General features: G+C 60.2%; 19 protein-coding genes. 3 read left to right on the top strand and 16 right to left on the bottom strand.

What is annotated here, in order from left to right:
• Positions 1 to 18 precede the first annotated feature (18 nt).
• The 12 genes from WIF35_RS05610 to WIF35_RS05665 all read right to left on the bottom strand — a co-directional run bounded on the left by WIF35_RS05610 (position 19) and on the right by WIF35_RS05665 (position 13,192).
• Positions 19 to 441 (bottom strand): GNAT family N-acetyltransferase, encoded by a 423-nt coding sequence (locus WIF35_RS05610; protein WP_412480576.1) that lies wholly within the window; start codon positions 439 to 441, stop codon positions 19 to 21.
• Positions 438 to 1,556, bottom strand: coding sequence for a cell division protein ZapE (zapE, locus tag WIF35_RS05615; protein WP_412480577.1), 1,119 nt, complete (start codon positions 1,554 to 1,556; stop codon positions 438 to 440). Before zapE ends, WIF35_RS05610 begins: the two co-directional genes overlap by 4 nt.
• A 186-nt stretch (positions 1,557 to 1,742) precedes the next feature.
• On the bottom strand, positions 1,743 to 3,167 hold the full coding sequence (lpdA, locus tag WIF35_RS05620; RefSeq protein WP_412480578.1) for a dihydrolipoyl dehydrogenase: 1,425 nt from the start codon (positions 3,165 to 3,167) through the stop codon (positions 1,743 to 1,745).
• A gap of 76 nt (positions 3,168 to 3,243) precedes the next feature.
• Entirely contained in the window at positions 3,244 to 4,470 is a 1,227-nt protein-coding gene (gene odhB / locus WIF35_RS05625) for a 2-oxoglutarate dehydrogenase complex dihydrolipoyllysine-residue succinyltransferase (RefSeq protein ID WP_412480579.1), read from the bottom strand.
• 25 nt (positions 4,471 to 4,495) lie between these two features.
• Positions 4,496 to 7,333, bottom strand: a complete 2,838-nt coding sequence (locus tag WIF35_RS05630) for a 2-oxoglutarate dehydrogenase E1 component (RefSeq protein WP_412480580.1) — start codon at positions 7,331 to 7,333, stop codon at positions 4,496 to 4,498.
• A gap of 102 nt (positions 7,334 to 7,435) precedes the next feature.
• Complete coding sequence (gene gltA / locus WIF35_RS05635) at positions 7,436 to 8,734, bottom strand: citrate synthase (RefSeq protein WP_412480581.1); 1,299 nt, start codon at positions 8,732 to 8,734, stop codon at positions 7,436 to 7,438.
• An 83-nt stretch (positions 8,735 to 8,817) separates the two neighbouring features.
• The gene (locus WIF35_RS05640) at positions 8,818 to 9,060 is read right to left on the bottom strand and encodes a succinate dehydrogenase assembly factor 2 (protein WP_412480582.1); all 243 of its coding nucleotides are present in this window, start codon (positions 9,058 to 9,060) and stop codon (positions 8,818 to 8,820) included.
• A complete protein-coding gene (locus WIF35_RS05645; RefSeq protein WP_412480583.1) occupies positions 9,060 to 9,770 on the bottom strand; it encodes a succinate dehydrogenase iron-sulfur subunit in 711 nt (236 codons plus the stop codon). The genes WIF35_RS05640 and WIF35_RS05645 overlap by 1 nt, the downstream gene beginning before the upstream one ends.
• Before the next feature lie 12 nt (positions 9,771 to 9,782).
• The gene (gene sdhA / locus WIF35_RS05650; RefSeq protein WP_412480584.1) at positions 9,783 to 11,567 is read right to left on the bottom strand and encodes a succinate dehydrogenase flavoprotein subunit; all 1,785 of its coding nucleotides are present in this window, start codon (positions 11,565 to 11,567) and stop codon (positions 9,783 to 9,785) included.
• A 2-nt stretch (positions 11,568 to 11,569) separates the two neighbouring features.
• Positions 11,570 to 11,917: a succinate dehydrogenase, hydrophobic membrane anchor protein gene (gene sdhD / locus WIF35_RS05655; RefSeq protein ID WP_412480585.1), complete on the bottom strand. Its 348-nt coding sequence runs from the start codon at positions 11,915 to 11,917 to the stop codon at positions 11,570 to 11,572.
• A complete protein-coding gene (gene sdhC / locus WIF35_RS05660) occupies positions 11,914 to 12,300 on the bottom strand; it encodes a succinate dehydrogenase, cytochrome b556 subunit (protein ID WP_412480586.1) in 387 nt (128 codons plus the stop codon). Before sdhC ends, sdhD begins: the two co-directional genes overlap by 4 nt.
• Positions 12,301 to 12,436: 136 nt before the next feature.
• A complete protein-coding gene (locus WIF35_RS05665) occupies positions 12,437 to 13,192 on the bottom strand; it encodes a GntR family transcriptional regulator (protein WP_412480587.1) in 756 nt (251 codons plus the stop codon).
• 201 nt (positions 13,193 to 13,393) lie between these two features.
• On the opposite strand from WIF35_RS05665, the gene WIF35_RS05670 reads away from it, so the two are divergent.
• The gene (locus WIF35_RS05670) at positions 13,394 to 14,380 is read left to right on the top strand and encodes a malate dehydrogenase (RefSeq protein WP_412480588.1); all 987 of its coding nucleotides are present in this window, start codon (positions 13,394 to 13,396) and stop codon (positions 14,378 to 14,380) included.
• Positions 14,381 to 14,443: 63 nt separating this feature from the next.
• Here WIF35_RS05670 and WIF35_RS05675 read toward each other — a convergent pair whose 3' ends face one another.
• A complete protein-coding gene (locus WIF35_RS05675; protein ID WP_412480589.1) occupies positions 14,444 to 17,413 on the bottom strand; it encodes an ATP-binding protein in 2,970 nt (989 codons plus the stop codon).
• A gap of 206 nt (positions 17,414 to 17,619) precedes the next feature.
• Between WIF35_RS05675 and WIF35_RS05680 the strand changes: the two genes are divergently transcribed.
• Positions 17,620 to 18,603 carry an HpcH/HpaI aldolase/citrate lyase family protein gene (locus tag WIF35_RS05680; RefSeq protein ID WP_412480590.1) on the top strand — a complete coding sequence of 328 codons (984 nt, stop codon included), beginning with the start codon at positions 17,620 to 17,622 and terminating at the stop codon, positions 18,601 to 18,603.
• Between the two features lie 7 nt (positions 18,604 to 18,610).
• The gene (locus tag WIF35_RS05685; protein WP_412480591.1) at positions 18,611 to 19,372 is read left to right on the top strand and encodes a tRNA pseudouridine(65) synthase TruC; all 762 of its coding nucleotides are present in this window, start codon (positions 18,611 to 18,613) and stop codon (positions 19,370 to 19,372) included.
• Here the strand turns inward: WIF35_RS05685 and WIF35_RS05690 are convergent.
• From WIF35_RS05690 to WIF35_RS05700, 3 genes are all read right to left on the bottom strand, one after another.
• Positions 19,366 to 19,806 carry a cyclic nucleotide-binding/CBS domain-containing protein gene (locus WIF35_RS05690; protein ID WP_412480592.1) on the bottom strand — a complete coding sequence of 147 codons (441 nt, stop codon included), beginning with the start codon at positions 19,804 to 19,806 and terminating at the stop codon, positions 19,366 to 19,368. The genes WIF35_RS05685 and WIF35_RS05690 overlap by 7 nt on opposite strands.
• A gap of 139 nt (positions 19,807 to 19,945) precedes the next feature.
• A complete protein-coding gene (locus tag WIF35_RS05695) occupies positions 19,946 to 20,383 on the bottom strand; it encodes a hypothetical protein (RefSeq protein WP_412480593.1) in 438 nt (145 codons plus the stop codon).
• Positions 20,384 to 20,385: 2 nt separating this feature from the next.
• Positions 20,386 to 21,612: a porin gene (locus WIF35_RS05700; RefSeq protein ID WP_412480594.1), complete on the bottom strand. Its 1,227-nt coding sequence runs from the start codon at positions 21,610 to 21,612 to the stop codon at positions 20,386 to 20,388.
• Positions 21,613 to 21,646: the final 34 nt, after the last annotated feature.

Raw genomic sequence — 21,646 nt, forward strand, 5'->3', positions numbered from 1 at the left:
GGTGGTTGAGGGTGGGTTTCAGCTGCCCCGCAATATCCAGCCGCGCGGGTTGTTCTCAAAACCGAGCTTTGGATAGTAATCGTTTGCCTTGGGCGCAGCCATGAGGATGATCATACTTTCCGGCCAAACCCGGCGTTGGGTTTCTCGAATCAACTGCTTGCCGATGCCTTGCCGCTGGTACTCGGCATCGACCGCCAGATCGGCCAGATACGCCACATAGGCAAAGTCGCTGAGCGACCGGGCAATGCCGACCAGACGCCCGCCGTGCCAGGCCGAAATGGTCAGGTTGGCATGCTTCAGCATCTCGGCGAAGCGATCCGGCCGATCCACCGGCCGGCGCTCGCCAAGCGTTGAACGACGGTACAGGTCGATAGCCGCCTCGACGGTGATCTCGGCATCATCTCGATACTGGATTTCCATCGCCGGCACCCGAACCGTCATTCGGAAGGAATGTGCGGCAGGGCCAGGTATTCCTTCGAGTTCATCTCGGTCAGGCGGCTGACCGTGCGCTTGAACTCGCTGGCCTGCGTGCCTTCGGTGTAGAGATCGTCGGCCGCGCAATCGGCGGTGGCAATCAGCTTGACCTTGTGGTCGTAGAAGACATCGACCAGCCAGGTAAAGCGGCGGGCTTCGGAGGCTTGATGCACGGTCATCTTGGGAATGTGCGACAGCAGCACGGTGTGATAGCTGCGCGAGATTTCGAGGTAATCGTTCTGCGAACGTGGCCCGCCGCACAGGGTGCGGAAGTCGAACCAGATGACGCCGTTGCCGCGGCGCACGGTGTCGATATCGCGCCCGAGCACTTCGATCTTGCCGCCCTTCTTGCCCTCTTCGCCGGCGACCATCTTGAAGTATTCGAGCATCTTCTTCTCGGCCGCGTCGTCTGATGGGTAGTGGTAGATCTCGACCTGTTCCAGCGCACGCAGGCGGTAATCGATACCGGCCTCGACCTCGAAGACATCGAGGTTCTTCTCGATCAAAGCGATGGTCGGCAGGAAGCTCTCGCGGTGCAGACCGTTCGGGTAGAGCATGGAGGGCGGGTAGTTCGAGGTCATCACGATGATGACGCCCTTGGCGAACAGCCCATCCATCAGGCGGCCGAGGATCATCGCGTCAGCGATGTCGGACACGTGGAATTCGTCGAAGCAGAGCAGCCGCACTTCCTGCGCCACCTGCTCGGCGACCTTGAGCATCGGGTCGGATTCGCCCTTGTACTTGTCGAGGTCGCGGTGAATCTGCTGCATGAAGGCGTGGAAGTGCAGGCGCTTCTTGCGGCGATAAGGAACGGAAGCGTAGAAGCAATCCATCAGGAAGCTCTTGCCACGCCCGACGCCGCCCCAGAAATACACGCCCTTCGGCGGCTTGGGCGGCGACAACAGGCGCTTGAAGGTGCTGCCCCGGTCGACCTTGAACGACAGGAGATTGGTATAGAGAGCCTGCAGCGCGTTGGCCGCGCGCATCTGCGCTTCGTCCGCCACGTAGCCGCGTTCGGCCAGCAGCGCGTGATAGGCCTCGAGCATACCGTTCTCGGCGACCTTGAGTTTCTTGTGGGGCATTTTGGGAATCTATCGTTCTTGGAAGGACGTATTTTCGCAAACAAACGGGCGCGACGTAAGTTCGCCGGCGTTTTTGCTCACTGCTGCGGTGCACTGGCCAAAATGGGCAAAAACCATGGGCTGCGTCACCAATGAAAAAAGCGGTTGTGTCGCCACAACCGCTTTTCTTGAACGCTTGGAACCGGATTAGAAGTTCAGCGTGCGCTTGTCGCAGGCCAGCGCGGCTTCATGCACGGTTTCCGACAGAGTCGGGTGAGCGTGGCAGATGCGGGCCAGGTCTTCGGAAGCACCACCGAACTCCATCGCAACAACGGCTTCGGCGATGATTTCGGAAGCGTTGGCGCCGATGATGTGCACGCCGAGGATGCGGTCGGTCTTCTTGCAGGCCAGCATCTTGACGAAGCCGGACGGATCGCCCATGCCCAGGGCACGGCCGTTGGCCAGGAACGGCACCTTGCCGACCTTGTATTCAACGCCTTCGGCCTTGAGCGCTTGCTCGGTCTTGCCGACCCAGGCGATTTCCGGCGAGGTGTAGATGACCCAGGGAATGGTGTCGAAGTTGCAGTGACCGGCCTGGCCAGCCATCAGCTCGGCAACCATGACGCCTTCTTCGTGAGCCTTGTGGGCCAGCATCGGGCCGCGCACCACGTCGCCAATCGCCCAGACGCCCGGCAGGTTGGTCTGGCAGTGGCCATCGACTTCAACGAAGCCGCGGGCATCGAGCTTGAGGCCAACGCCTTCGGCATTCAGGCCGTCGGTGTTCGGGATACGACCGATGGAGACGATCAGGCGGTCGGCATCCAACTTCTGGGCCTTGCCGTCCTTGTCTTCGTAAGCGATCGAGACGCCCTTCTTGCTCGTCTTGATGTCGCCGATCTTGACGCCCATCTGGATGTTCAGACCTTGCTTGGTGAACAGCTTCTGGGCTTCCTTGGCGACATCGACGTCAGCCGCCGCCAGGAAGTCAGGCATGGCTTCGAGGATGGTGACTTCGGCACCGACGCGACGCCAGACCGAACCCATTTCCAGACCGATGACGCCCGCGCCGATGATGGCCAGCTTCTTCGGCACGGATTCCTGGTTCAGGGCACCTTCGTTGTCCATGACGATCTTCTGGTCGACCGCAACGTTCGGCAGGTGACGGGCCTTGGAGCCGGTGGCGACGATGACCTGCTTGGCCAGCACTTCCTCGGCGCCAACCTTGACCTTCCAGTAATCGCCTTCCTTGCCGACGAAGGAACCGTGCCCCGGCAGGAAAGTGACCTTGTTCTTCTTCAGCAGCATCTTGATGCCGCCGGTCAGCTGATTGACCACGCCATCCTTGCGCGCCTTCATGGTCGGCACGTCGATGGTGGCCTTGCCGACCTTGATGCCCTGGGCTTCGAAGCTGTGGTTGGCTTCTTCGAACAGGTGCGAGGTGTGCAGCAGGGCCTTGGACGGGATGCAGCCAACGTTCAGGCAGGTGCCGCCAAGACGCGGCTCGCCCTTCGGGTCGGCGTAGGGATTGGATTCGGCACAGGCAGCCGAGAAACCGAGTTGGGAAGCGCGAATGGCTGCGATGTAACCGCCGGGGCCGCCACCGATGACGAGCACGTCAAATTGCTTGGACATGTGTAAACCTTTCAGTATTCAGATGTGCAAAGGCGCCAGCGCCCTTGTGCAGGGAACTGGCGCCGGCAAACGTCGATTAGACGCCGAGCAGCAGGCGGGACGGATCTTCCAGCGCTTCCTTCATGGTCACCAGACCGAGGACGGCTTCGCGGCCGTCGATGATGCGGTGATCGTAGGACATGGCGAGGTAGTTCATCGGACGAACGACGATCTGACCATTCTCGACCACGGCGCGGTCCTTGGTGGCATGGATGCCGAGGATCGCGGACTGCGGCGGGTTGATGATCGGGGTCGACATCATCGAGCCGAAGATACCGCCGTTGGAGATGGAGAAGGTGCCACCGGAGAGTTCTTCGATGGACAGCTTGCCATCCTTGGCCTTGGCGCCGAATTCGGCAATCTTCTTCTCGATTTCGGCGATGGTCATCTGGTCGGCGTTGCGCAGGATGGGCACCACCAGGCCGCGCGGCGAACCGACGGCGATACCGATGTCGATGTAGCCGTGATAGACGATGTCGTTACCGTCGACCGAAGCGTTCAGGATCGGGAACTTCTGCAGGGCGGCACAAGCGGCCTTGACGAAGAAGCCCATGAAGCCCAGGCGAACGCCGTGGGTCTTCTCGAACTTCTCGCCGTATTGCTTGCGCAGGGCCATGACCGGGGCCATGTTCACTTCGTTGAACGTGGTCAGGATGGCGTTGGTCTGCTGGGATTGCAGCAGGCGCTCGGCGATACGGGCACGCAGACGGGTCATCGGCACGCGCTGTTCGGTGCGTTCGCCCAGGGCCACGCCCGAAGCCGGCACGGAAACGGACGGCGCAGCGGCAGCAGCCGGCGAAGCCGGGATGGCCTTCGGAGCAGCGGCAACGGCGTCTTCCTTGGTGACGCGACCGCCACGGCCGGAACCGGCGACGTCAGCGGCAGACATGCCCTTTTCGTCGAGGATCTTGCGAGCAGCCGGGCTGGCGGTGCCAGCCGGAGCAGCGGCGGCCGGAGCCGGAGCGGCGGCCGGGGCAGCAGCCTTCGGTGCTTCGGCAGCCGGAGCAGCGGCGGCAGCCTGAGCGGCGGTATCGATCTTGGCGATCAGCTCGCCGGAAACGACGGTTTCGCCATCGCCCTTGATGATTTCAACCAGAACGCCAGCGGCCGGGGCCGGAACTTCCAGAACGACCTTGTCAGTTTCGATGTCGATCAGGACTTCGTCGCGAGCAACGGCTTCGCCGATCTTCTTTTTCCAGGATGCGAGGGTGCCTTCGGCAACGGACTCGGACAGCTGGGGAACTTGGACTTCGATTATGCTCATGTGTGACTCCACTCTGCTCTAGTTATCAGTACTCGATCTTGCCCAGGGCGGACTCGATCAAAGCCTTGGTTTGCTCGTTGTGCTTGGCCAGGTAACCGACGGCCGGCGACGAAGAGGCCGGACGGGAAACCAGCAACAGCTTCTGCTTGGTGCCGAGTTGCGTATCCAGATGGTGACGCGAGGCGATCCAGTACCAGGCGCCCTGGTTGCGCGGCTCTTCCTGAGCCCAGACAACTTCGGTGGCCTTCGGATACTTGGCCAGTTCGGCCTCCAGCGATTCCTTCGGGAACGGATACAGCTGCTCCAGACGGACGATGGCGATGTCCTTGATACCCTTCTCGCGACGGGCATTGACCAGATCGTAGTAGACCTTGCCGGAACACAGGATGACGCGCTTGACCTTCTTCGGATCGAGATCGTCGACCTCGCCGATGACGCGCTTGAATTCGCCATTGGCCAGTTCGTCCAGCGACGAGCAGGCATCCTTGTGACGCAGCAGCGACTTCGGCGACATGACGATCAGCGGCTTGCGCTGCATGCGGACGGCCTGACGGCGCAGCATGTGGAACACCTGGGCTGCCGTCGTCGGCATGCAGACTTCCATGTTCATCTCGGCGCACAACTGCATGAAGCGTTCCGGACGTGCGGAGGAGTGCTCCGGACCCTGGCCTTCGTAGCCGTGCGGCAACAGCATGACCAGACCGCAGGCGCGGCCCCACTTGGCTTCACCGGAGGCGATGAACTGGTCGATGACGACCTGCGCACCGTTGGCGAAGTCGCCGAACTGACCTTCCCAGATCACCAGCTCGTACGGGTTGGCCGAAGCATAGCCGTAGTCGAAGGCGAGGACCGCTTCTTCCGACAGCACGGAGTCGAAGCACTGGAAGCCGGCCTGCTTCTCCTGCAGGTTCTTCAGCGGGTAGTAGGTACCGACGTCCCAGCTGGTACGGTTCTGGTCATGGAAAGCAGCATGGCGGTGGAAGAAGGTACCGCGACCGACGTCCTCACCGGAAATACGCACGCCGTAGCCGGAGACCAGCAGCGAGGCGTAGGCCAGGTTCTCGGCCATACCCCAGTCGACCGGCTGCTTACCCTCGCCCATCGCACCGCGATCCTCGACGATCTTCTTGACGCGCGAATGCAGCGTGAAGCCTTCCGGAATGTCGGTCAGGCGCTTGGCCAGACGTTGCAATTCCTTCTTGGGAACCGTCGTATCGCAGGTTTCGATGTACTGCTTCGTCAGGAACGGCGTCCAGTCGATGGTCATCGGATGCTTGTAGCCAGCCAGCACCGGGTTGTAGAGCAATTCGCCCTTGTCCAGGTGCTCGCGGTATTCCTTGATCATCTGATCCGGACCGTCGGCGGCCAGTACGCCTTCGGCGATCAGCTTGTCGCCATAGAGCTTGCGGGTGCCCGGGTGCTTGCTGATGATCTTGTACATCAGCGGCTGGGTGACCATCGGCTCATCCTGCTCGTTGTGGCCGAGCTTGCGGAAGCAGATGATGTCGATGACCACGTCCTTCTGGAAGGTCTGGCGATACTCGACGGCGAGCTGGGTGACCAGCGCGACGGCTTCGGGATCGTCGCCATTGACGTGGAAGATCGGCGCATCGACCATCTTGAAGATGTCGGTGCAGTAATGGCCGGAACGGTAGTCGCGCGGGTCGGAGGTGGTGAAGCCGACCTGGTTGTTGACGACGATGTGCAGCGTGCCGCCAACACCGTAGCCACGGGTCTGCGCGAAATTGAGCATTTCCTGGTTGACGCCCTGACCAGCAACGGCGGCATCGCCGTGCACCAGGATCGGCATGACCTTGGTCTTGCTACCTTCGCCGCGACGAACCTGGCGAGCATAGACCGAACCTTCGACTACCGGGTTGACGATTTCCAGGTGCGACGGGTTGAAGGCCAGGGTCAGGTGGCAGGCACCGCCCGGGGTGGAAACGTCGGACGAGAAGCCCATGTGGTACTTCACGTCACCAGCCGACAGATCGCTCTTCTTCTTGCCTTCGAATTCGGCGAAGAGCATCGACGGGGCCTTGCCCAGGGTATTGACCAGCACGTTCAGACGACCGCGGTGCGCCATGCCGACGACGATTTCGTCGAGGCCCAGCTTGCCGCCGGTGCGGATCGCTTCATCCATGGAGACGATCAGCGACTCGCCGCCTTCCAGCGAGAAGCGCTTCTGGCCGACGTACTTGGTATGCAGATAACGTTCGAGGGTCTCGGCAGCGGTCAAACGCTCGAGAATGCGCTTCTTCTGGTCGGCGCTGTAGGACGGACGCGAACGGACGCTTTCCAGTTTTTCCTGGAGCCAGCGCTTCTCGTTGTAGTCCATCATGTACATGTATTCGACACCGATGGTGCCGCAGTACGTCTGCTTCAGGGTTTCCAGAATGTCGCCCAGCTTGGCGTTTTCCGGCAGCCCCTTGAGCGAACCGACGCTGAAGGTCTGATTCAGATCAGCGTCGGTAAAACCGTAGAAGGACGGTTCCAGTTCGTCGATCTTCGGACGCGGCAAGCGCTTCAGCGGATCCAGATCGGCCCAGCGGGTGCCGAGCGAGCGGTAGGCCGTGACCAACTGGCCGACGGCAGACTGTTTCTTGTGCTCGGTGCTGGAGGATTGAGCGACCGGACGGAAACCGCCTTCCTTGGCCAATTCGGCAAAGGCGGCGATGACCGGGGCGTGCGGCACGTCACGCGCGACATAGCCCGGCATCTGGGCCAGGCGATCGAAGTAGTCGCGCCATTCGGCCGGAACCGAGGTCGGGTCGTTCAGGTAGTTTTCGTACAGCTCCTCGACGAACGGCGCATTGCCGCCAAAGTACATGGTGCTGTCGAACAGTTGATTCATCGTTGTCATAGGCGTCCCCTTTTGGGTGTTTTTTTCTCTTGCAGCTTCCATCCGCGAGCCGCAAAACTCCGCGAGTAAAAAAAGGCGGCCACGCGGCCGCCTTTCTTTTTCTTAGCCGCGTTGGGCGAGCGGTACCACGTCGCGCTTGGCGGCGCCGATGTACAGCTGACGCGGGCGACCGATCTTGTATTCCGGATCGGTGATCATTTCTTCCCACTGGGTCATCCAGCCGACGGTACGAGCCAGCGCGAAGATGCAGGTGAACATCTCGGTCGGGATACCGATGGCCTTCTGAACGATACCGGAGTAGAAGTCGACGTTCGGGTAGAGCTTCTTCTCGACGAAGTATTCGTCTTCCAGAGCGATCTTTTCCAGTTCCTTGGCCAGCTTGAACAGGCGGTCGTTTTCCAGGCCGAGTTCCTGCAGGACGTCGTCACAAACCTTGCGCATCAGCTTGGCGCGCGGGTCGAAGTTCTTGTAGACGCGGTGACCGAAGCCCATCAGCTTGAAGGAGTCGTTCTTGTCCTTGGCGCGCTTGATGTATTCGCCGACCTTGGAAACGTCACCGATCTGCTCCAGCATCTGCAGGCAGGCTTCGTTTGCACCACCGTGAGCCGGGCCCCACAGACAGGCGATACCGGCGGCGATACAGGCGAACGGGTTGGCACCCGACGAGCCGGCCAGGCGGACGGTCGAGGTCGAGGCGTTCTGCTCGTGATCGGCGTGCAGCGTGAAGATGATATCCAGGGCGCGAGCCAGAACCGGGTTGGCAACGTACTTTTCGCACGGGTTGCCGAACATCATGCGCATGAAGTTCGAAGCGTAGTCCAGATCGTTGTCCGGATACATGAACGGCATGCCGGTGCTGTACTTGTAAGCCATGGCGACGATGGTCGGCATCTTGGCGATCAAGCGGTTGAAGCTGACGTTGCGGTGCTCGGCGTCGGAGAAGTCCATCGCATCGTGGTAGAAGGCGGACAATGCGCCGACGACGCCGGTCATGACGGCCATCGGGTGAGCATCGCGGCGGAAACCGGAATAGAACTTGGCCAGTTGCTCGTGCACCATCGTGTGCTTCTTGATGGTGCTTTCGAAATTGGTCTTCTGCGAAGCGTTCGGCAGCTCGCCGTTCTTCAGCAGATAGGCAACTTCCAGGAAGTTGCAGTTTTCAGCGAGTTGCTCGATCGGGTAGCCGCGATACAGCAGCTCGCCCTTGTCGCCGTCGATGAAGGTGATTTTGGACTTGCAGCTGGCGGTGGACAGAAAACCGGAGTCGTAGGTAAACAGACCGGTCTTGCCACCCAGGGTACGAATATCGACGCAGTCGTTGCCGTGCGTCGGGGACATGATCGGGAAATCGACGGGAGCCTGTCCATCGATTGTCAGAGTTGCCTTGCGTTCGGTCGTCATGGTTTATTCCCTTGTCAGGTGTTGGTTGTCACTGCACTGCCAAAAAAACGGTCAACGTTACAAAATTAGCCCGTCAACCTTACTTAACTCTTACGAATCGCAGCCACGATAGGCGCAAAACGAGGATCATCGCACTCGGTCTTGCCGCTAAGCCAGTACCAGAGTTCGTGATCCTCCATGTCTGCAAGTTCCACGAACACCTGCTGCTCTTCTTCGCTGAGCTTGTCGAAACCGTTATCGAGAAAACGCGTCAGCGTAATATCGAGTTCGAGCAAGGCGCGGCGAATACAGCGCCAGCGCAGGCGTTCGTAGTCCTTTCGTTCCATCAGACGGCGCGACGGACCATCATGTCCTTGATCTTGCCGATGGCCTTGGTCGGGTTCAAACCCTTCGGGCACACGTCAACACAGTTCATGATGGTGTGGCAACGGAACAGACGGTACGGGTCTTCGAGGTTGTCGAGACGCTCGTTGGTCGCCTGGTCACGGGTGTCGGCGATGAAACGGTATGCAGCCAGCAGGCCGGCCGGGCCGACGAACTTGTCCGGGTTCCACCAGAACGACGGGCAAGACGTGGAGCAGCAAGCACACAGGATGCACTCGTAAAGGCCGTTCAGTTCTTCGCGATCTTCCGGCGATTGCAGACGCTCGCGCTCCGGAGCCGGATCGTTGTTGATCAGGTACGGCTTGATCGAGTGATACTGCTTGAAGAACTGGGTCATATCGACGATCAGGTCGCGAATGACCGGCAGGCCCGGCAGCGGACGCAGTACGATCGGCTGCTTCAGCTCGTCGATGTCGGTCAGACAGGCCAGACCGTTCTTGCCGTTGATGTTCATCGCATCGGAGCCGCAGACGCCTTCGCGGCAGGAACGACGATAGGACAGGGTGTCGTCCTTCGCCTTCAGCTTGGTCAGCGCGTCAAGCAACTTGCGGTCGGTCGGCTCGAGTTCGACCGAGATGTCCTGCATGTACGGTGCATCGTCCTTGTCCGGATCGTAGCGGTAGATGCTGAATTGAACCATGCGTTTGCTCATATTCTTCTCCGATTAGTACGAACGCGTCTTGAGCGCGATGGTTTCGACGGTCAGCGGCTGCATGTTCACCGGCTTGTAGCTGATGCTGTTGTCCACCGGGTTGAACAGCGTGTGCTTCAGCCATTCCGCATCGTTGCGGCCGTTCGGGAATTCCGGGGTATCCGGGGCATCGTCGCGCACGTGAGCACCGCGGGATTCCTTACGGGCTTCGGCGGAGATCATGGTGGCCTTGGCAACCTCGATCAGGTTTTCCATTTCTAGGGCTTCGGTACGTGCCGTATTCCACGCCATCGACTTGTCCTTGATCTCGAGCTGGCGCGCAGCCTTTTCGACTTCCAGGATCTTGTCGACACCGCTCTTCAGCAGGTCGCCGAAACGGAACACGCCGGCATGGTTCTGCATGGTGCGCTGCATAGCCAGGCGGGTTTCGTGAACATTGGCACCACCCTTGCGGCTATCGAGAGCAGCGATACGCGAGAGCGACTTCTCGGCAGCGTCAGCCGGCAACTCGCGGTGTGCCTTGCCAGCCTTGAGGTCTTCCACAGCGGAATCGCCAGCCGACTTACCGAAGACCAGCAGGTCGAGCAGGGAGTTCGTACCCAGGCGGTTGGCGCCGTGCACCGAGGCACAAGCACATTCGCCAGCGGCGTAGAAGCCCGGAACGATGGTGTTGTGATCGCCATTCTGCGGCACGACAACACGACCAGAGTAATGGGTCGGGATACCGCCCATCTGGTAGTGACAGGTCGGAACGACAGGCAGCGGTTCCTTGATACAGTCCACACCAGCGAACTGCAGGCCGATTTCACGGATACCCGGCAGGCGCTTCATGATGGTGTTCGGATCGAGGTGGGTGATGTCGAGCAGGACGTAGTCCTTGTTGACGCCACAACCGCGGCCTTCGTTGATTTCGGTGGTCATGGCGCGGGAAACCACGTCGCGCGAAGCCAGGTCCTTGGCGTTCGGGGCGTAGCGCTCCATGAAGCGTTCCTTGCTAGCGTTGCGCAGGATACCGCCTTCACCGCGGACACCTTCGGTAATCAGCACGCCAGCACCGGCGACGCCGGTCGGGTGGAACTGCCAGAATTCCATGTCTTCCAGCGGGATGCCAGCACGAGCGGCCATACCCAAACCGTCACCGGTATTGATGAAGGCGTTGGTGGAAGAATAGAAGATACGGCCGGCACCACCGGTCGCGAAGATGGTGGCACGGGTGTGGAAGATGACGACCTGACCGGTTTCCATTTCCATGGCGGTCACACCGACGACATGACCTTCGCTGTCGCGGATCAGGTCAAGTGCCATCCACTCCACGAAGAACTGGGTATTGGCCTTGACGTTGCGCTGATACATGGCGTGCAGCATGGCGTGACCGGTACGGTCAGCCGCGGCGCAAGAACGACGCACCGGCTTCTCGCCGAAGTTCGACATGTGGCCGCCGAACGGGCGCTGGTAGATCTTGCCGTTATCGGTACGATCGAACGGCATGCCGTAATGCTCGAGCTCGACGACGCATTCATTGGCCTTGCGCACCATAAACTCGATAGCGTCCTGGTCGCCGAGCCAGTCGGAACCCTTGACGGTATCGTACATGTGCCAGTGCCAGTGATCTTCCTCGGAGTTACCGAGCGAGGCGGCAACACCACCCTGAGCAGCAACAGTATGGGAGCGGGTCGGGAAGACCTTGGACAGGACGGCGGTCTTCAGACCGGCTTCGGACAATTGGATCGCGGAACGCAGACCGGCGCCACCGGCACCGACGATGACCGCGTCAAACTTCAGAACAGGAATACTCACGCTTACAGCCTCCAGAGAATCGCAGCAGCCCACGCGGTGTAACCCACCAGCGCAGCAATGGTCACAACGTGCAGGGTCAGGCGCAGGCCCGTCGGCTTCACGTAGTCCATCCAGATGTCACGCACGCCAATCCAGGCGTGGTAGAACAGGCTCACGAAGAAAAGGAAGGTCAGGAACTTGATGACGCCATTGGCGAAAACACCTTGCCAGGCCTCGAAGGTCGACGGACGAACCACCAGCAGGACGGCAGCCATCAGGACGGAATAAACCGCCATGATCACCGCGGTAGCGCGCTGGGCAATCCAGTCTTTTAGGCCGTAACCGGCCCCGACAACGATACGATTGATCACAGCAGAACCCCCCACAGGATCAGGGTCAGCGGAACGCTGACGGCAAACACGACGGCTGCGGACTTCTGGGCAGCCTCTTTCTCGATACCGATATGGAGGTCGAGCAGCAGGAAGCGGATGCCGGCACAGAAATGATGGACGAACGCCCAAATGAGGCCCGCCAGGACAACCTTGGCCGGCAGGCTGGCGCAGATTGCCTTGAACGTGGCGAAGGTCTCAGCGGAAGTTACGCTGGCGCCAAACAGCCACAACAACACCGGAAAGCAAAGGAACAAGCCTGCACCGCTGACGCGATGAAGAATTGATACCTTGCCCGGCATGGGCAACCTGATAGTAGTCAAGTCCAAATTTTTTGGACGTTTCTTGATGGTCATTTCTGCCATGAACGTCATCCCTCGCGTAAAGATGCGGTTATCCGCTTGTACGTGGTTTGAAAAGAACAATAATTATACATTCAAAATCAGGCCGGAGGCGCCATCTACGGCGATTTCCGACCTAATCCGAAAGTACCGCTTTCTCTCAGCCCAGATCGTTCCGATAGTAGTGACGACGGGTGCAATAAAGCCCCCGGCGCCACTCCACCGGTTTATTTCCGTATGTATAGGCAGTCCGCTCGACCAACAGCAGCGGATCACCGACTTGCAGCCCCATCAGTTCGGCGCTGCGCTGATCGGCAGCTACCGCCCGCAGATGCTCTTCGGCGTTGATCATGCGCACGCCGTAGTCGCTCTCGAACAAGCTGTACAGCGAACGCTCGCCGCCACGCAAGCCCTCGAGGGTCAGCCCCTTGAACAGTTCCGCCACCAGATAGATTTGATCGAACACCACCGGCTCGCCGTCGAAACGCAAGAGACGCTGAACCAGAATGACGGGACTCCCCTCCTGCAGCCCGAGGGCCGAAGCCACTTCGGCATTGGCCGGAATTTCCTCACAGGAAAATGGGTCGCTCGCCGCCTGCGTCGCAGCGCCATGATCAGGCACCAAACGCAAGAAACGATAGAAGGAACGCGGGTCATCGTGGGTCGCAACGAAAGTACCCTTACCCTGGCGGCGAACCAGCAGGTTTTCCGCCGCCATCTCGTCGATGGCCTTGCGAACCGTTCCCTGACTGACATTGAAACGAACTGCCAACTCCCCTTCGCTGGGAATGGCATCACCCGGCCCCCACTCCCCCTCTTCCAGACTGCGGATCAAAAAATCCTTGATCTGGCGGTAGAGCGGACTGAAGGTCGGCGCAGGATTACGAGCGGCAGGACGAGCGGCGTCACGAGTCATGGGCGCGAATTTCAGCACATTTCGACAAAGGCGTCCACGAAAAGTTGTCTTATATAAGACACATGATGAATTGACAGAGAATCGCCGAACTTCTAACATCTTCAGTCTCGCGCGCCCATCCACGCAAGGTATAAGACAAACGTCGGGCGCAGAGCCAAAGCGAACAATTTCTACCACGCTGTTTCAATACAGGAGCGATACATGTCCAAAGCCCCCATGCGCGTTGCCGTGACCGGCGCCGCCGGCCAAATCGGTTATAGCCTGCTGTTCCGCATTGCCTCCGGCGAAATGCTGGGCAAAGACCAGCCGGTCATCCTCCAGTTGCTGGACCTGCCGCAGGCTCAGCAAGCCGTCAAGGGCGTCATGATGGAACTCGACGACTGCGCCTTCCCGCTGCTCGCCGGCATGGTCGCCACTGACGATCCGAACGTTGCCTTCAAGGATGCCGACGTCTGCCTGCTGGTCGGTGCCCGTCCCCGTACCAAGGGCATGGAACGTGCCGACCTGCTGACCGCCAACGGCGCCATCTTCACCGTTCAGGGCAAGGCCATTGCCGAGAACGCCAAGGAAGACGTCAAGGTTCTGGTCGTCGGCAACCCCTGCAACACCAACGCCTACATCGCCGCTGCCGCCGCCAAGAAGGTTGGCCGCACCAACCCGGCCAACTACCATGGCATGCTGCGTCTGGACCACAACCGTGCCCTGTCGCAACTGGCCGAGAAGACTGGCCGTGCCGTTTCTTCCTTCAAGAAGCTGGTCGTCTGGGGCAACCACTCGCCCACGATGTATGCCGACTACCGCAACTGCGAGTCCAACGGCGACAACGTCAAGGCCCTGATCAACGATCACGCCTGGAACAACGACGTCTTCCTGCCGACCGTCGGCAAGCGCGGCGCTGCCATCATCGAAGCCCGTGGCCTGTCCTCGGCTGCTTCTGCCGCCAACGCCGCCATCGACCACATCCGTGACTGGGTGCTGGGTTCCAACGACTGGGTCACCATGGGCGTTCCGTCCGATGGTTCCTACGGCATCCCGGCCGGCATCGTGTATGGCTTCCCGTGCGAGTGCAAGGGCGGTTCCTACAAGATCATCCAGGGCCTGGAAATCGACGAGTACAGCCGCGAGAAGATGAACATCACCCTCAAGGAACTGACCGACGAAGCCGAAGCCGTCAAGGACATGCTGTAATCGGATCTTTCGAATGAAAAAAGCCGTGGCATCTGCCACGGCTTTTTTATTTGCGCACTGGCACTACGCTGCCTGCCGCAACTCTCCCGCGCTCTCCTCCGGCAGCCATAGCGTCACGCGGGTTCCCCGACCGAATTCCGATTCGACCTGCATGGCGCCGCCATGCAATTCGACGATTTCCTTGACGATAGAAATCCCGAGGCCCGTTCCCGGCACCTTGCCCGAGGTATCTGCCCGCCAGAAGCGTTCGCCGAAGTTCTCCAATTGCCCTGGCGTCATGCCCAGACCACGATCGGCCACTTCGATACCGAAGCGCTGGTTTTCGCGTAGCAGGCGAATACGGATTTCGCCCCCCTCCGGCGAATATTTCTGGGCATTGCCGATGATATTGATCACCGCCTGACGTAGTTTCGCCGCATCGCCAAGTACGGGCGCCGCAAGCGCATCGATTTCACAGACAACCGGCCAACGCTCACGGTCGAACGATAGTCCGAGCAAGGCTTCACGCACCAGACTGGCCAAATCCAGGCTGAGCAGATTGAAATCCTTGCCCCGCCGCGCTTCGATCCGCGCCAGGTCGAGCAATTCATTGATGATATCGACCAACCACCGGGTCTGACGGTGGATGGTTTCCAGAATTTCGCGACGGCGATTTTCGGAAAAATCCTTCACCAGCATCAGCTCGGAAAAACCGAGGATACTGGTCATCGGCGTCCGCAATTCATGCGCCGCATGCGACAGGAATTCGCTCTTCATCCGGCTGACCTCAGCTTCATGCGTCACGTCGCGCAGATAGAGAATCCGGCTGATTTCCGACGACTGGCTGAGTACACCGACGATCTGCAAACTCCGCCATTCCGGCTGAATCAGATTCAGAACATTGGCTTGACCAGCCTCTTCGAAAACCGATTCGAGCGCGAACTGGAAAGCTGTTTTTTCCGCTCTCGCCAACAGGGCCTTCTCCAATAACACCTGCCCCTTACCGATGATTTCTTCGGCTGAGATTCCTGTGATTTCATAGAAAGCAGGATTGGCAAATTTCACCAAGCCACTTCGATCAATCGCCACAAAACCGTCGGGACTGAGTCGGAACAACGCGTCAAGTTGGGCGTTACGATCCTCGATTTGCGCCGCAGCCTGCTTGATCGGTGTGATGTCGATACGGTTACCGGCCACATATCCGCTGGGGGTCCGATACTCGACGATCATCAGCCAGCGCCCGTCGCCCAATTGTTGCTCGATAACCGCTCCGGTCGCTGCGCGATGCTGGGCCACGCGCTGAGCGACCCATTCGTCTACGCGGCCAATAGCATCGGCATACTGTCCGCGCTCGGCGCCCCGGCGTACGATTTCCTCGAAGGTTGCCCCCGGCACGATCAGATCGCGGCTGGTTTCGTACATCTTCAGATAGGCCTCGTTACAGACGACCAGCCGATCGTTCTCGTCGTAGATCGTAAAGCCCTGGGCAATGCTGCCGACCGCTTCATGGAACAGTTTGTTGGCCTTCTCGGCATCGCGCCGAGCCCGTTCAACCTCTCTTGTCCGTTCGCTGACCAGATACTCGGCCCGGACGGAATTCGCACTGATCAACAGCAGAAAAGCGGTCAGCAACAGGCTGAAGAACAGACCGCCGAAATAGACCGGCCAAGCAGTCGAAGCTCGCCGAATCAGTGGCGAATCGGGTAACGCGGCGAACTCAAGATAAAGTCGCCGGTTGCCGAATTCCAGTGTCGCACCATGGCGAAATACGCGATACTGCTCAAAGCCGACGTTGCTGAACAAGGAGGCAGCCGAGCCTTGTTCGGCCAGATCGCTCACACGTAGCAACAAGCCATCCTGCTCCAGGTCGGGCAGGACGCGCCTTACAACCTCCCCTATTTCTGCAGCGGCAGCCACATAGCCCCGCAGCACTTCTTCGGCTTGACCGGGCGGCGCCCAGAATACGGGCACAAAGATCATCACGGTCTGCCGACTGGCTACATCCTCGCCAGGTAGAGCGCCCCCCGCCGATACCGCCGGCAGGCGCGTTTCTTCGGCCGAAACGAGCGCTGGACGCAAATTTGGCTGCGCGGCGAAGTCGAGACCGCGCAACCCGGCGTTATTGGCCAGAGGAAACATGAAATCGACCGACAACGCCTTGCCGCCGCTCTGTGTGGGCAACCACAACAGTGCGCGCAACCCTGGATGACGCGCATACATGAGCGCGGCAAATGCCTCGAAATCTTCGCGTCGGAAGGAGCCTGAAATCTTGAAGTAGTCGCGCAAGACGACAGGAATTTCGAGCATCGTCTGCATTTCGGTATTGAGCAGGACCGCCTGACGCGCTGCATGCCGCTCGAATTCGGCCCGCCGGTTATCGTTTTCAAAACGTCCAACAGCGATGAAGGAAACGGACAGCACGACGAGCGCCGCCGCCAGCGGCAAAGCCAAGCTGAGACGGCGTTTCCGCCAGATACCCATGCCATCGTCCGATCTGGCACAAAGCGCGAGGACGATGGGCGTTACCAGCGTAGCCCCCAGCGCATCGCCAACCCACCACGCAAACCAGGTAGCAAGCCAGGGTGTCGCCGAATCACCTGGCAGGAAAGCCAATACGGAACTACCGACCGTGGCACTGACGGTCGACGCCAGCAGGCCGCCCAAAACCAGAAACCTCCCTACGCCAGAAATGGTATCCAGGCTCGGTGGCACGCCACTGACACCATGCACCAGGCGGTAAGCCAGCCATCCTTGTAGCGCGGCACCGCAACCCATCAGGCTTCCGCTCACCAGCGACAGTGCTGTACCGTGACCGCCAGCAAACTGAAAATATGCATTGATGCAGCTTGCCCCCAGCCAGATGCCGAGCAACAAGCGTTGGCCGAAAACAAGTAGCAAGCCTAACGCCATGCCGGCCGGTAACCAGACCAGCGAGGCGAAGCCGGTTTCGGGTGCCAGCAGATGGGCCAGCCAGCCGGCAAAGGCATAGGCCAACGCCACGTAAAGGTTTGCAGGCAGTGGAGCGAAGCGGTTCCCAGTGCTGTCTACCGACATCTTTTTGCTCAATTCATCGCGAAATTGCCGCGCGGTAATGGTGTCCGGATCATCGTCAAAAATAAAAATTCAACACACAATTAAACTATATATCATTTTTATGGTTTTTGGCATGTTTATTTTATTTGTCCGTAAAGTCGGATTATTTGGGCAGCAAAATGGCGAGGACGGTAAAATTTTGCTTTTCGACCGTATTCAAGCCTGCCATGCGCCATCCTCAAGACGTCCTCTTTGCCGGCGAGAAGCCCTTCCCCATCCTGCCCGCCGTCGATCACTACGCCGGTTCGGAAAAGCTGATGCGAAAGGCACTGCAACTGCAGAAGGAACTCGGGCCGATCTTCGACATCACCTGCGACTGCGAGGACGGTGCCCATGCCGGCGCCGAGCGCGAGCATGCGGAAATGGCCGCCTCCGTAATCAACAGCGAAGACAACCTGTTCAACCGCGTGGGCGCGCGCGTACATGACGTCACGCACCCGCACTGGCGGCAGGATATGGAAATTTTGGTGAGCCTGGCCGGTCACCGCCTGCCCTTCATCACGCTGCCCAAGCCGTGCAGCGCGCGCGATGTGCAGGTGCAGATCGAAGCGCTCAATGAAATTTCGCAAAAATACGGTGTGCACCGCAGCATTCCGGTCCATGTGCTGATCGAGACCCATGGCGCGCTGCGTGAAGTGTGGGAGATCGCCGCCCTGCCCGGCGTCGAGTCGCTCGATTTCGGCCTGATGGATTTCGTCTCCGGCCACCACGGCGCCATTCCCGGCAGCGCGATGAAGAGCCCCGGTCAGTTCGAGCATCCGCTGGTCACCCGCGCCAAGTGCGAAATTTCGGCCGCTGCGCTGGCCCATGGCGTCGTGCCCTCGCACAACGTCACGACCGAACTCAAGGACATCGACTACATCCGCAGCGATGCGCTGCGTGCCCGCAGCGAATTCGGCTACCTGCGCATGTGGAGCATCCACCCGAACCAAATCGTGCCCATCGTCGAGGCCATGCGCCCGGATTTCTCCGAGGTGCAGGCCGCCAGCGAAATCCTGATCGCCGCCCAGGACAAGGACTGGGGCCCGATCCAGCACGCCGGCAAGCTGCACGACCGCGCCTCCTATCGCTATTACTGGGAACTGCTCGACCGCGCCCAGGTGACCGGCATGGACATTCCCGCCGACGCCAAGGCCCGGTTTTTTGCCTGAAAACGCAGTGCACCGCAGCAGTGAGGCGGCAACGGCCAATGAGCCACCGCTCGGCGTGCTCTATCGCGACGAGTACATCGTCGTCATCGACAAGCCGCCCAATCTGCTCGTCCACCGCTCGGAAATCGACCGCCACGAAACGCGTTTCGCCATTCAGATTCTGCGCGACCAGATCGGCCAGCGCGTCTGGCCGGCGCACCGGCTGGATCGCGGCACCTCCGGCGTTCTGCTGTTCGGTCTGAGCGCCGAGATCGCCAGCCAGCTCGGCAAGCAATTCGAGGCCGGCACGGTCGGCAAGCGCTATTGGGCCGTCGTGCGCGGCCATCCGCCGGAAAGCGGCAGCATCGACCACGCCCTCACCCGCCAGCGCGACGACTACGAATTCCGCGGCGATGACAGCAGCTGGGAAGCCCAACCCGCCACCACCCATTTCCGCCGGCTCGCCACGGTCGAACTGCCGGTCGAGATCGACCGCTACCCAAGCAGCCGCTATGCCCTGCTCGAACTGGAACCGGTGACCGGCCGTCGCCACCAGCTACGCCGCCACCTGAAGCACATCGCCCACCCGATCATCGGCGACGCAACCTACGGCAAAGGGCGACACAACCGCTATTTCGCCGAGCATCTCGATTGCCGCCGCCTGCTGCTCGCCTGCATCGAACTGAGTTTCGACCACCCGATCACCGCCCAGCGGCTGCAAATAAAAGCGCCAGTCAGCGGCGAATTCGCCGGGCTGCTGGCGCGTTTTGGCTGGGATTCAGTTCAGTAGCCGATAGAAGCTTCCAGCTCCTTCAGATGCTGCATCTCGCGCTCCAGGTCGACCATGTCCTGGCCCAGCGCATCGCGCGCCGACACCATGCCGACCGGCGCACCGGCATCGTCCACCACCGGCACGTGGCGATAGCCGCCTTCTGCCATCATGTGCAGCGCGTAAGCCAAGGGCTTGTCGGCACGGATGGTATCCGGATTGGCCACCATGACCTGGCCGAGCGTGGTCTTGTCCGGGTCCAGGCCGCCGGCCAGCACCTTGTTCAGGGCATCGCGCTCGGTAAAGATGCCGGCAATACGCTGGCCTTCGACGACCAGCAAGGCGCCGATACGTCTTTGCGCCATCAAGCGGCTCGCCTCACGCACGCTCATCGCCTGGCTGGCCGTCACCGGCCCATGGCCGGCAATGATGTCGCGGATCATTCTTCTGGGCATGTTTGTCTCCTCGTTTTATGAGTTTTAGAACGGGAACTGCAGGGCGATTATTTCGCCTTCACGACGATAATTGCAATCGCCACGAAGATGATGACCATGCCGATCAGTTCGATGTTCATTTTTCTAACGAGAAGCCGGCTCAGGGTTTGAGTTCGTAAACCACGCGGACGCGGGCATCGGCCTTGGCGAGGTCGATGAAACCGATCCCACCCGGGTGGGTAGCCACCCACTTGAGGACCTCTTCCTGGTTCGCCAGCTTGGTCGGCGGCTGCATGCGGCCGGAGAACAGCTGGCGCGACCAGTAGGCATTGACCTCGGAAATATCCTTGCCGACCAAGGCGGCATAGAAGCGCGCCCGATCCGGATTGCCGTCGACCAGATCGACCGGCTCGGCTTCGGCCCCGTTGAAGAATTGGCGGTAGCGTCCAAAGAAGATGTTGATCACCTCGTTGCGCGTCATTGCCGCGACACCCAAACGCGCATTCACCACCACGACGAGGTCGGCCCGCGCCTCCCAGGCGGAAAGCCCGCCGAGCAGAGCGATAACCAAGAGGAGGTGTTTGACCCAGGATTTCATGATCAGAAGATGAAATCCATGGTCAGAGAGAAGATGTCAGCCTTGCCGGACCAGCTTCCCCCCCTCGGGTCGTCGCGATACGGGAAGAGCGAAGTCGGTTGGGCGCGAATGCCATCCCACTGTGCCTTGAGCGCCACGTTGCGCACGACATCCCAGCGCACACCGACGATGGAAGTCCGCTGCACGGCATGCGAGTCGGCCATCACGGCACCAACCACCGGATCACCCGACGGATTACCGCGGCGGTAAGAATGCACCCAGGAATATCCCAGATAAGGCGTGAATTCCCCAAGGCGGTAACCGGCCAAGGCATAGCCGCCGTCCGAACTTTCAAAGGCGTTGCTGCCCTGCTCGATATGGTTGATCAGCAGCTGCAATTGCCAGGGTCCGGAGTCGTACACCGCACCGACAGAATAGTAGTGGCTACGCGTATCCTTGGTTGCCAACGTCTTCGCGGCGGCCGCCGGGGCTGGCGAATAAAGCAACACATCGTCGATTGGCAGATCGCGAGAGAATTCGATATTGGCGTAGCTGGCGCGCAACTGCCAGCCGCCGTAATGTGTCTCGACATAGCCACCGACCATCGGCGAGTTGCGGATATCCCACTGTTTGTCGGCCAAGGGAATCTTGCCCTGCGCCAGGCCGTAGAACACCTTGCCACGCACCAGCGCGTCACCGGCCGGCAGGGTCAGGGTCGCATCGCCACCATCGATGTTGGCGAAGGGCAGATACCAGAAATAATCACCCGGCGGACGTACCGGCAGGTAGGAATAACCGATCTGGCGCGAATCGGCCAGCATGAAGAACTCGGTACCGAGCCGGCCAGCCCGCAGGCTGAGGTTGGGCATGAGGTCGTACTTGACGAAAGCCCAGCTGATATCCGGCGTGAAACTGCGGTCGTAACGATACTTGCTGACTGCCTGGACAACTGCCTCAAGCTGCGGCATCACCCGCCAATTGGCCTGGACGCCCAGCAGGCTGTCGAGCTTGGCCGACCATTCGCGGCCAACACCGCGAGCCTGGGTCAAATCGCGAACGAAGGAGACCTCGTCGGTGGTACTGCGGGCCGCACCCAGCGTCCCGAAACCATTGACGGTGAATGCGGATTGCGTGGCGGGTTCGCTTTCACCCTCAGCCCAGGCCGCGGAGAAAACAGACAGCAATGCGGTCAATGCCAGGGCGAGACGCCCCAAGACACCATACGCCCTTTTGATCCCCTTGCTATCCATCGCCTGTTGCGCCCCCCTTGGCTACTCCGGCTAA

It is taken from the genome of Azonexus sp. IMCC34839 (assembly GCF_047047955.1).
Taxonomy (GTDB): domain Bacteria; phylum Pseudomonadota; class Gammaproteobacteria; order Burkholderiales; family Rhodocyclaceae; genus Azonexus.

What these genes read in the sequence shown, in the direction of transcription:
- gltA (WP_412480581.1), bottom strand. Translation starts at nt 8,734, where the DNA reads ATGACGACCGAACGCAAGGCAACTCTGACAATCGATGGACAGGCTCCC.
- WIF35_RS05630 (WP_412480580.1), bottom strand. Translation starts at nt 7,333, where the DNA reads ATGACAACGATGAATCAACTGTTCGACAGCACCATGTACTTTGGCGGC.
- WIF35_RS05690 (WP_412480592.1), bottom strand. Translation starts at nt 19,806, where the DNA reads ATGCCCAGAAGAATGATCCGCGACATCATTGCCGGCCATGGGCCGGTG.
- odhB (WP_412480579.1), bottom strand. Translation starts at nt 4,470, where the DNA reads ATGAGCATAATCGAAGTCCAAGTTCCCCAGCTGTCCGAGTCCGTTGCC.
- sdhC (WP_412480586.1), bottom strand. Translation starts at nt 12,300, where the DNA reads ATGGCAGAAATGACCATCAAGAAACGTCCAAAAAATTTGGACTTGACT.
- WIF35_RS05610 (WP_412480576.1), bottom strand. Translation starts at nt 441, where the DNA reads ATGACGGTTCGGGTGCCGGCGATGGAAATCCAGTATCGAGATGATGCC.
- WIF35_RS05670 (WP_412480588.1), top strand. Translation starts at nt 13,394, where the DNA reads ATGTCCAAAGCCCCCATGCGCGTTGCCGTGACCGGCGCCGCCGGCCAA.
- WIF35_RS05640 (WP_412480582.1), bottom strand. Translation starts at nt 9,060, where the DNA reads ATGGAACGAAAGGACTACGAACGCCTGCGCTGGCGCTGTATTCGCCGC.
- WIF35_RS05680 (WP_412480590.1), top strand. Translation starts at nt 17,620, where the DNA reads ATGCGCCATCCTCAAGACGTCCTCTTTGCCGGCGAGAAGCCCTTCCCC.
- WIF35_RS05665 (WP_412480587.1), bottom strand. Translation starts at nt 13,192, where the DNA reads ATGACTCGTGACGCCGCTCGTCCTGCCGCTCGTAATCCTGCGCCGACC.
- lpdA (WP_412480578.1), bottom strand. Translation starts at nt 3,167, where the DNA reads ATGTCCAAGCAATTTGACGTGCTCGTCATCGGTGGCGGCCCCGGCGGT.
- WIF35_RS05675 (WP_412480589.1), bottom strand. Translation starts at nt 17,413, where the DNA reads ATGTCGGTAGACAGCACTGGGAACCGCTTCGCTCCACTGCCTGCAAAC.
- WIF35_RS05700 (WP_412480594.1), bottom strand. Translation starts at nt 21,612, where the DNA reads ATGGATAGCAAGGGGATCAAAAGGGCGTATGGTGTCTTGGGGCGTCTC.
- zapE (WP_412480577.1), bottom strand. Translation starts at nt 1,556, where the DNA reads ATGCCCCACAAGAAACTCAAGGTCGCCGAGAACGGTATGCTCGAGGCC.
- WIF35_RS05695 (WP_412480593.1), bottom strand. Translation starts at nt 20,383, where the DNA reads ATGAAATCCTGGGTCAAACACCTCCTCTTGGTTATCGCTCTGCTCGGC.
- WIF35_RS05645 (WP_412480583.1), bottom strand. Translation starts at nt 9,770, where the DNA reads ATGAGCAAACGCATGGTTCAATTCAGCATCTACCGCTACGATCCGGAC.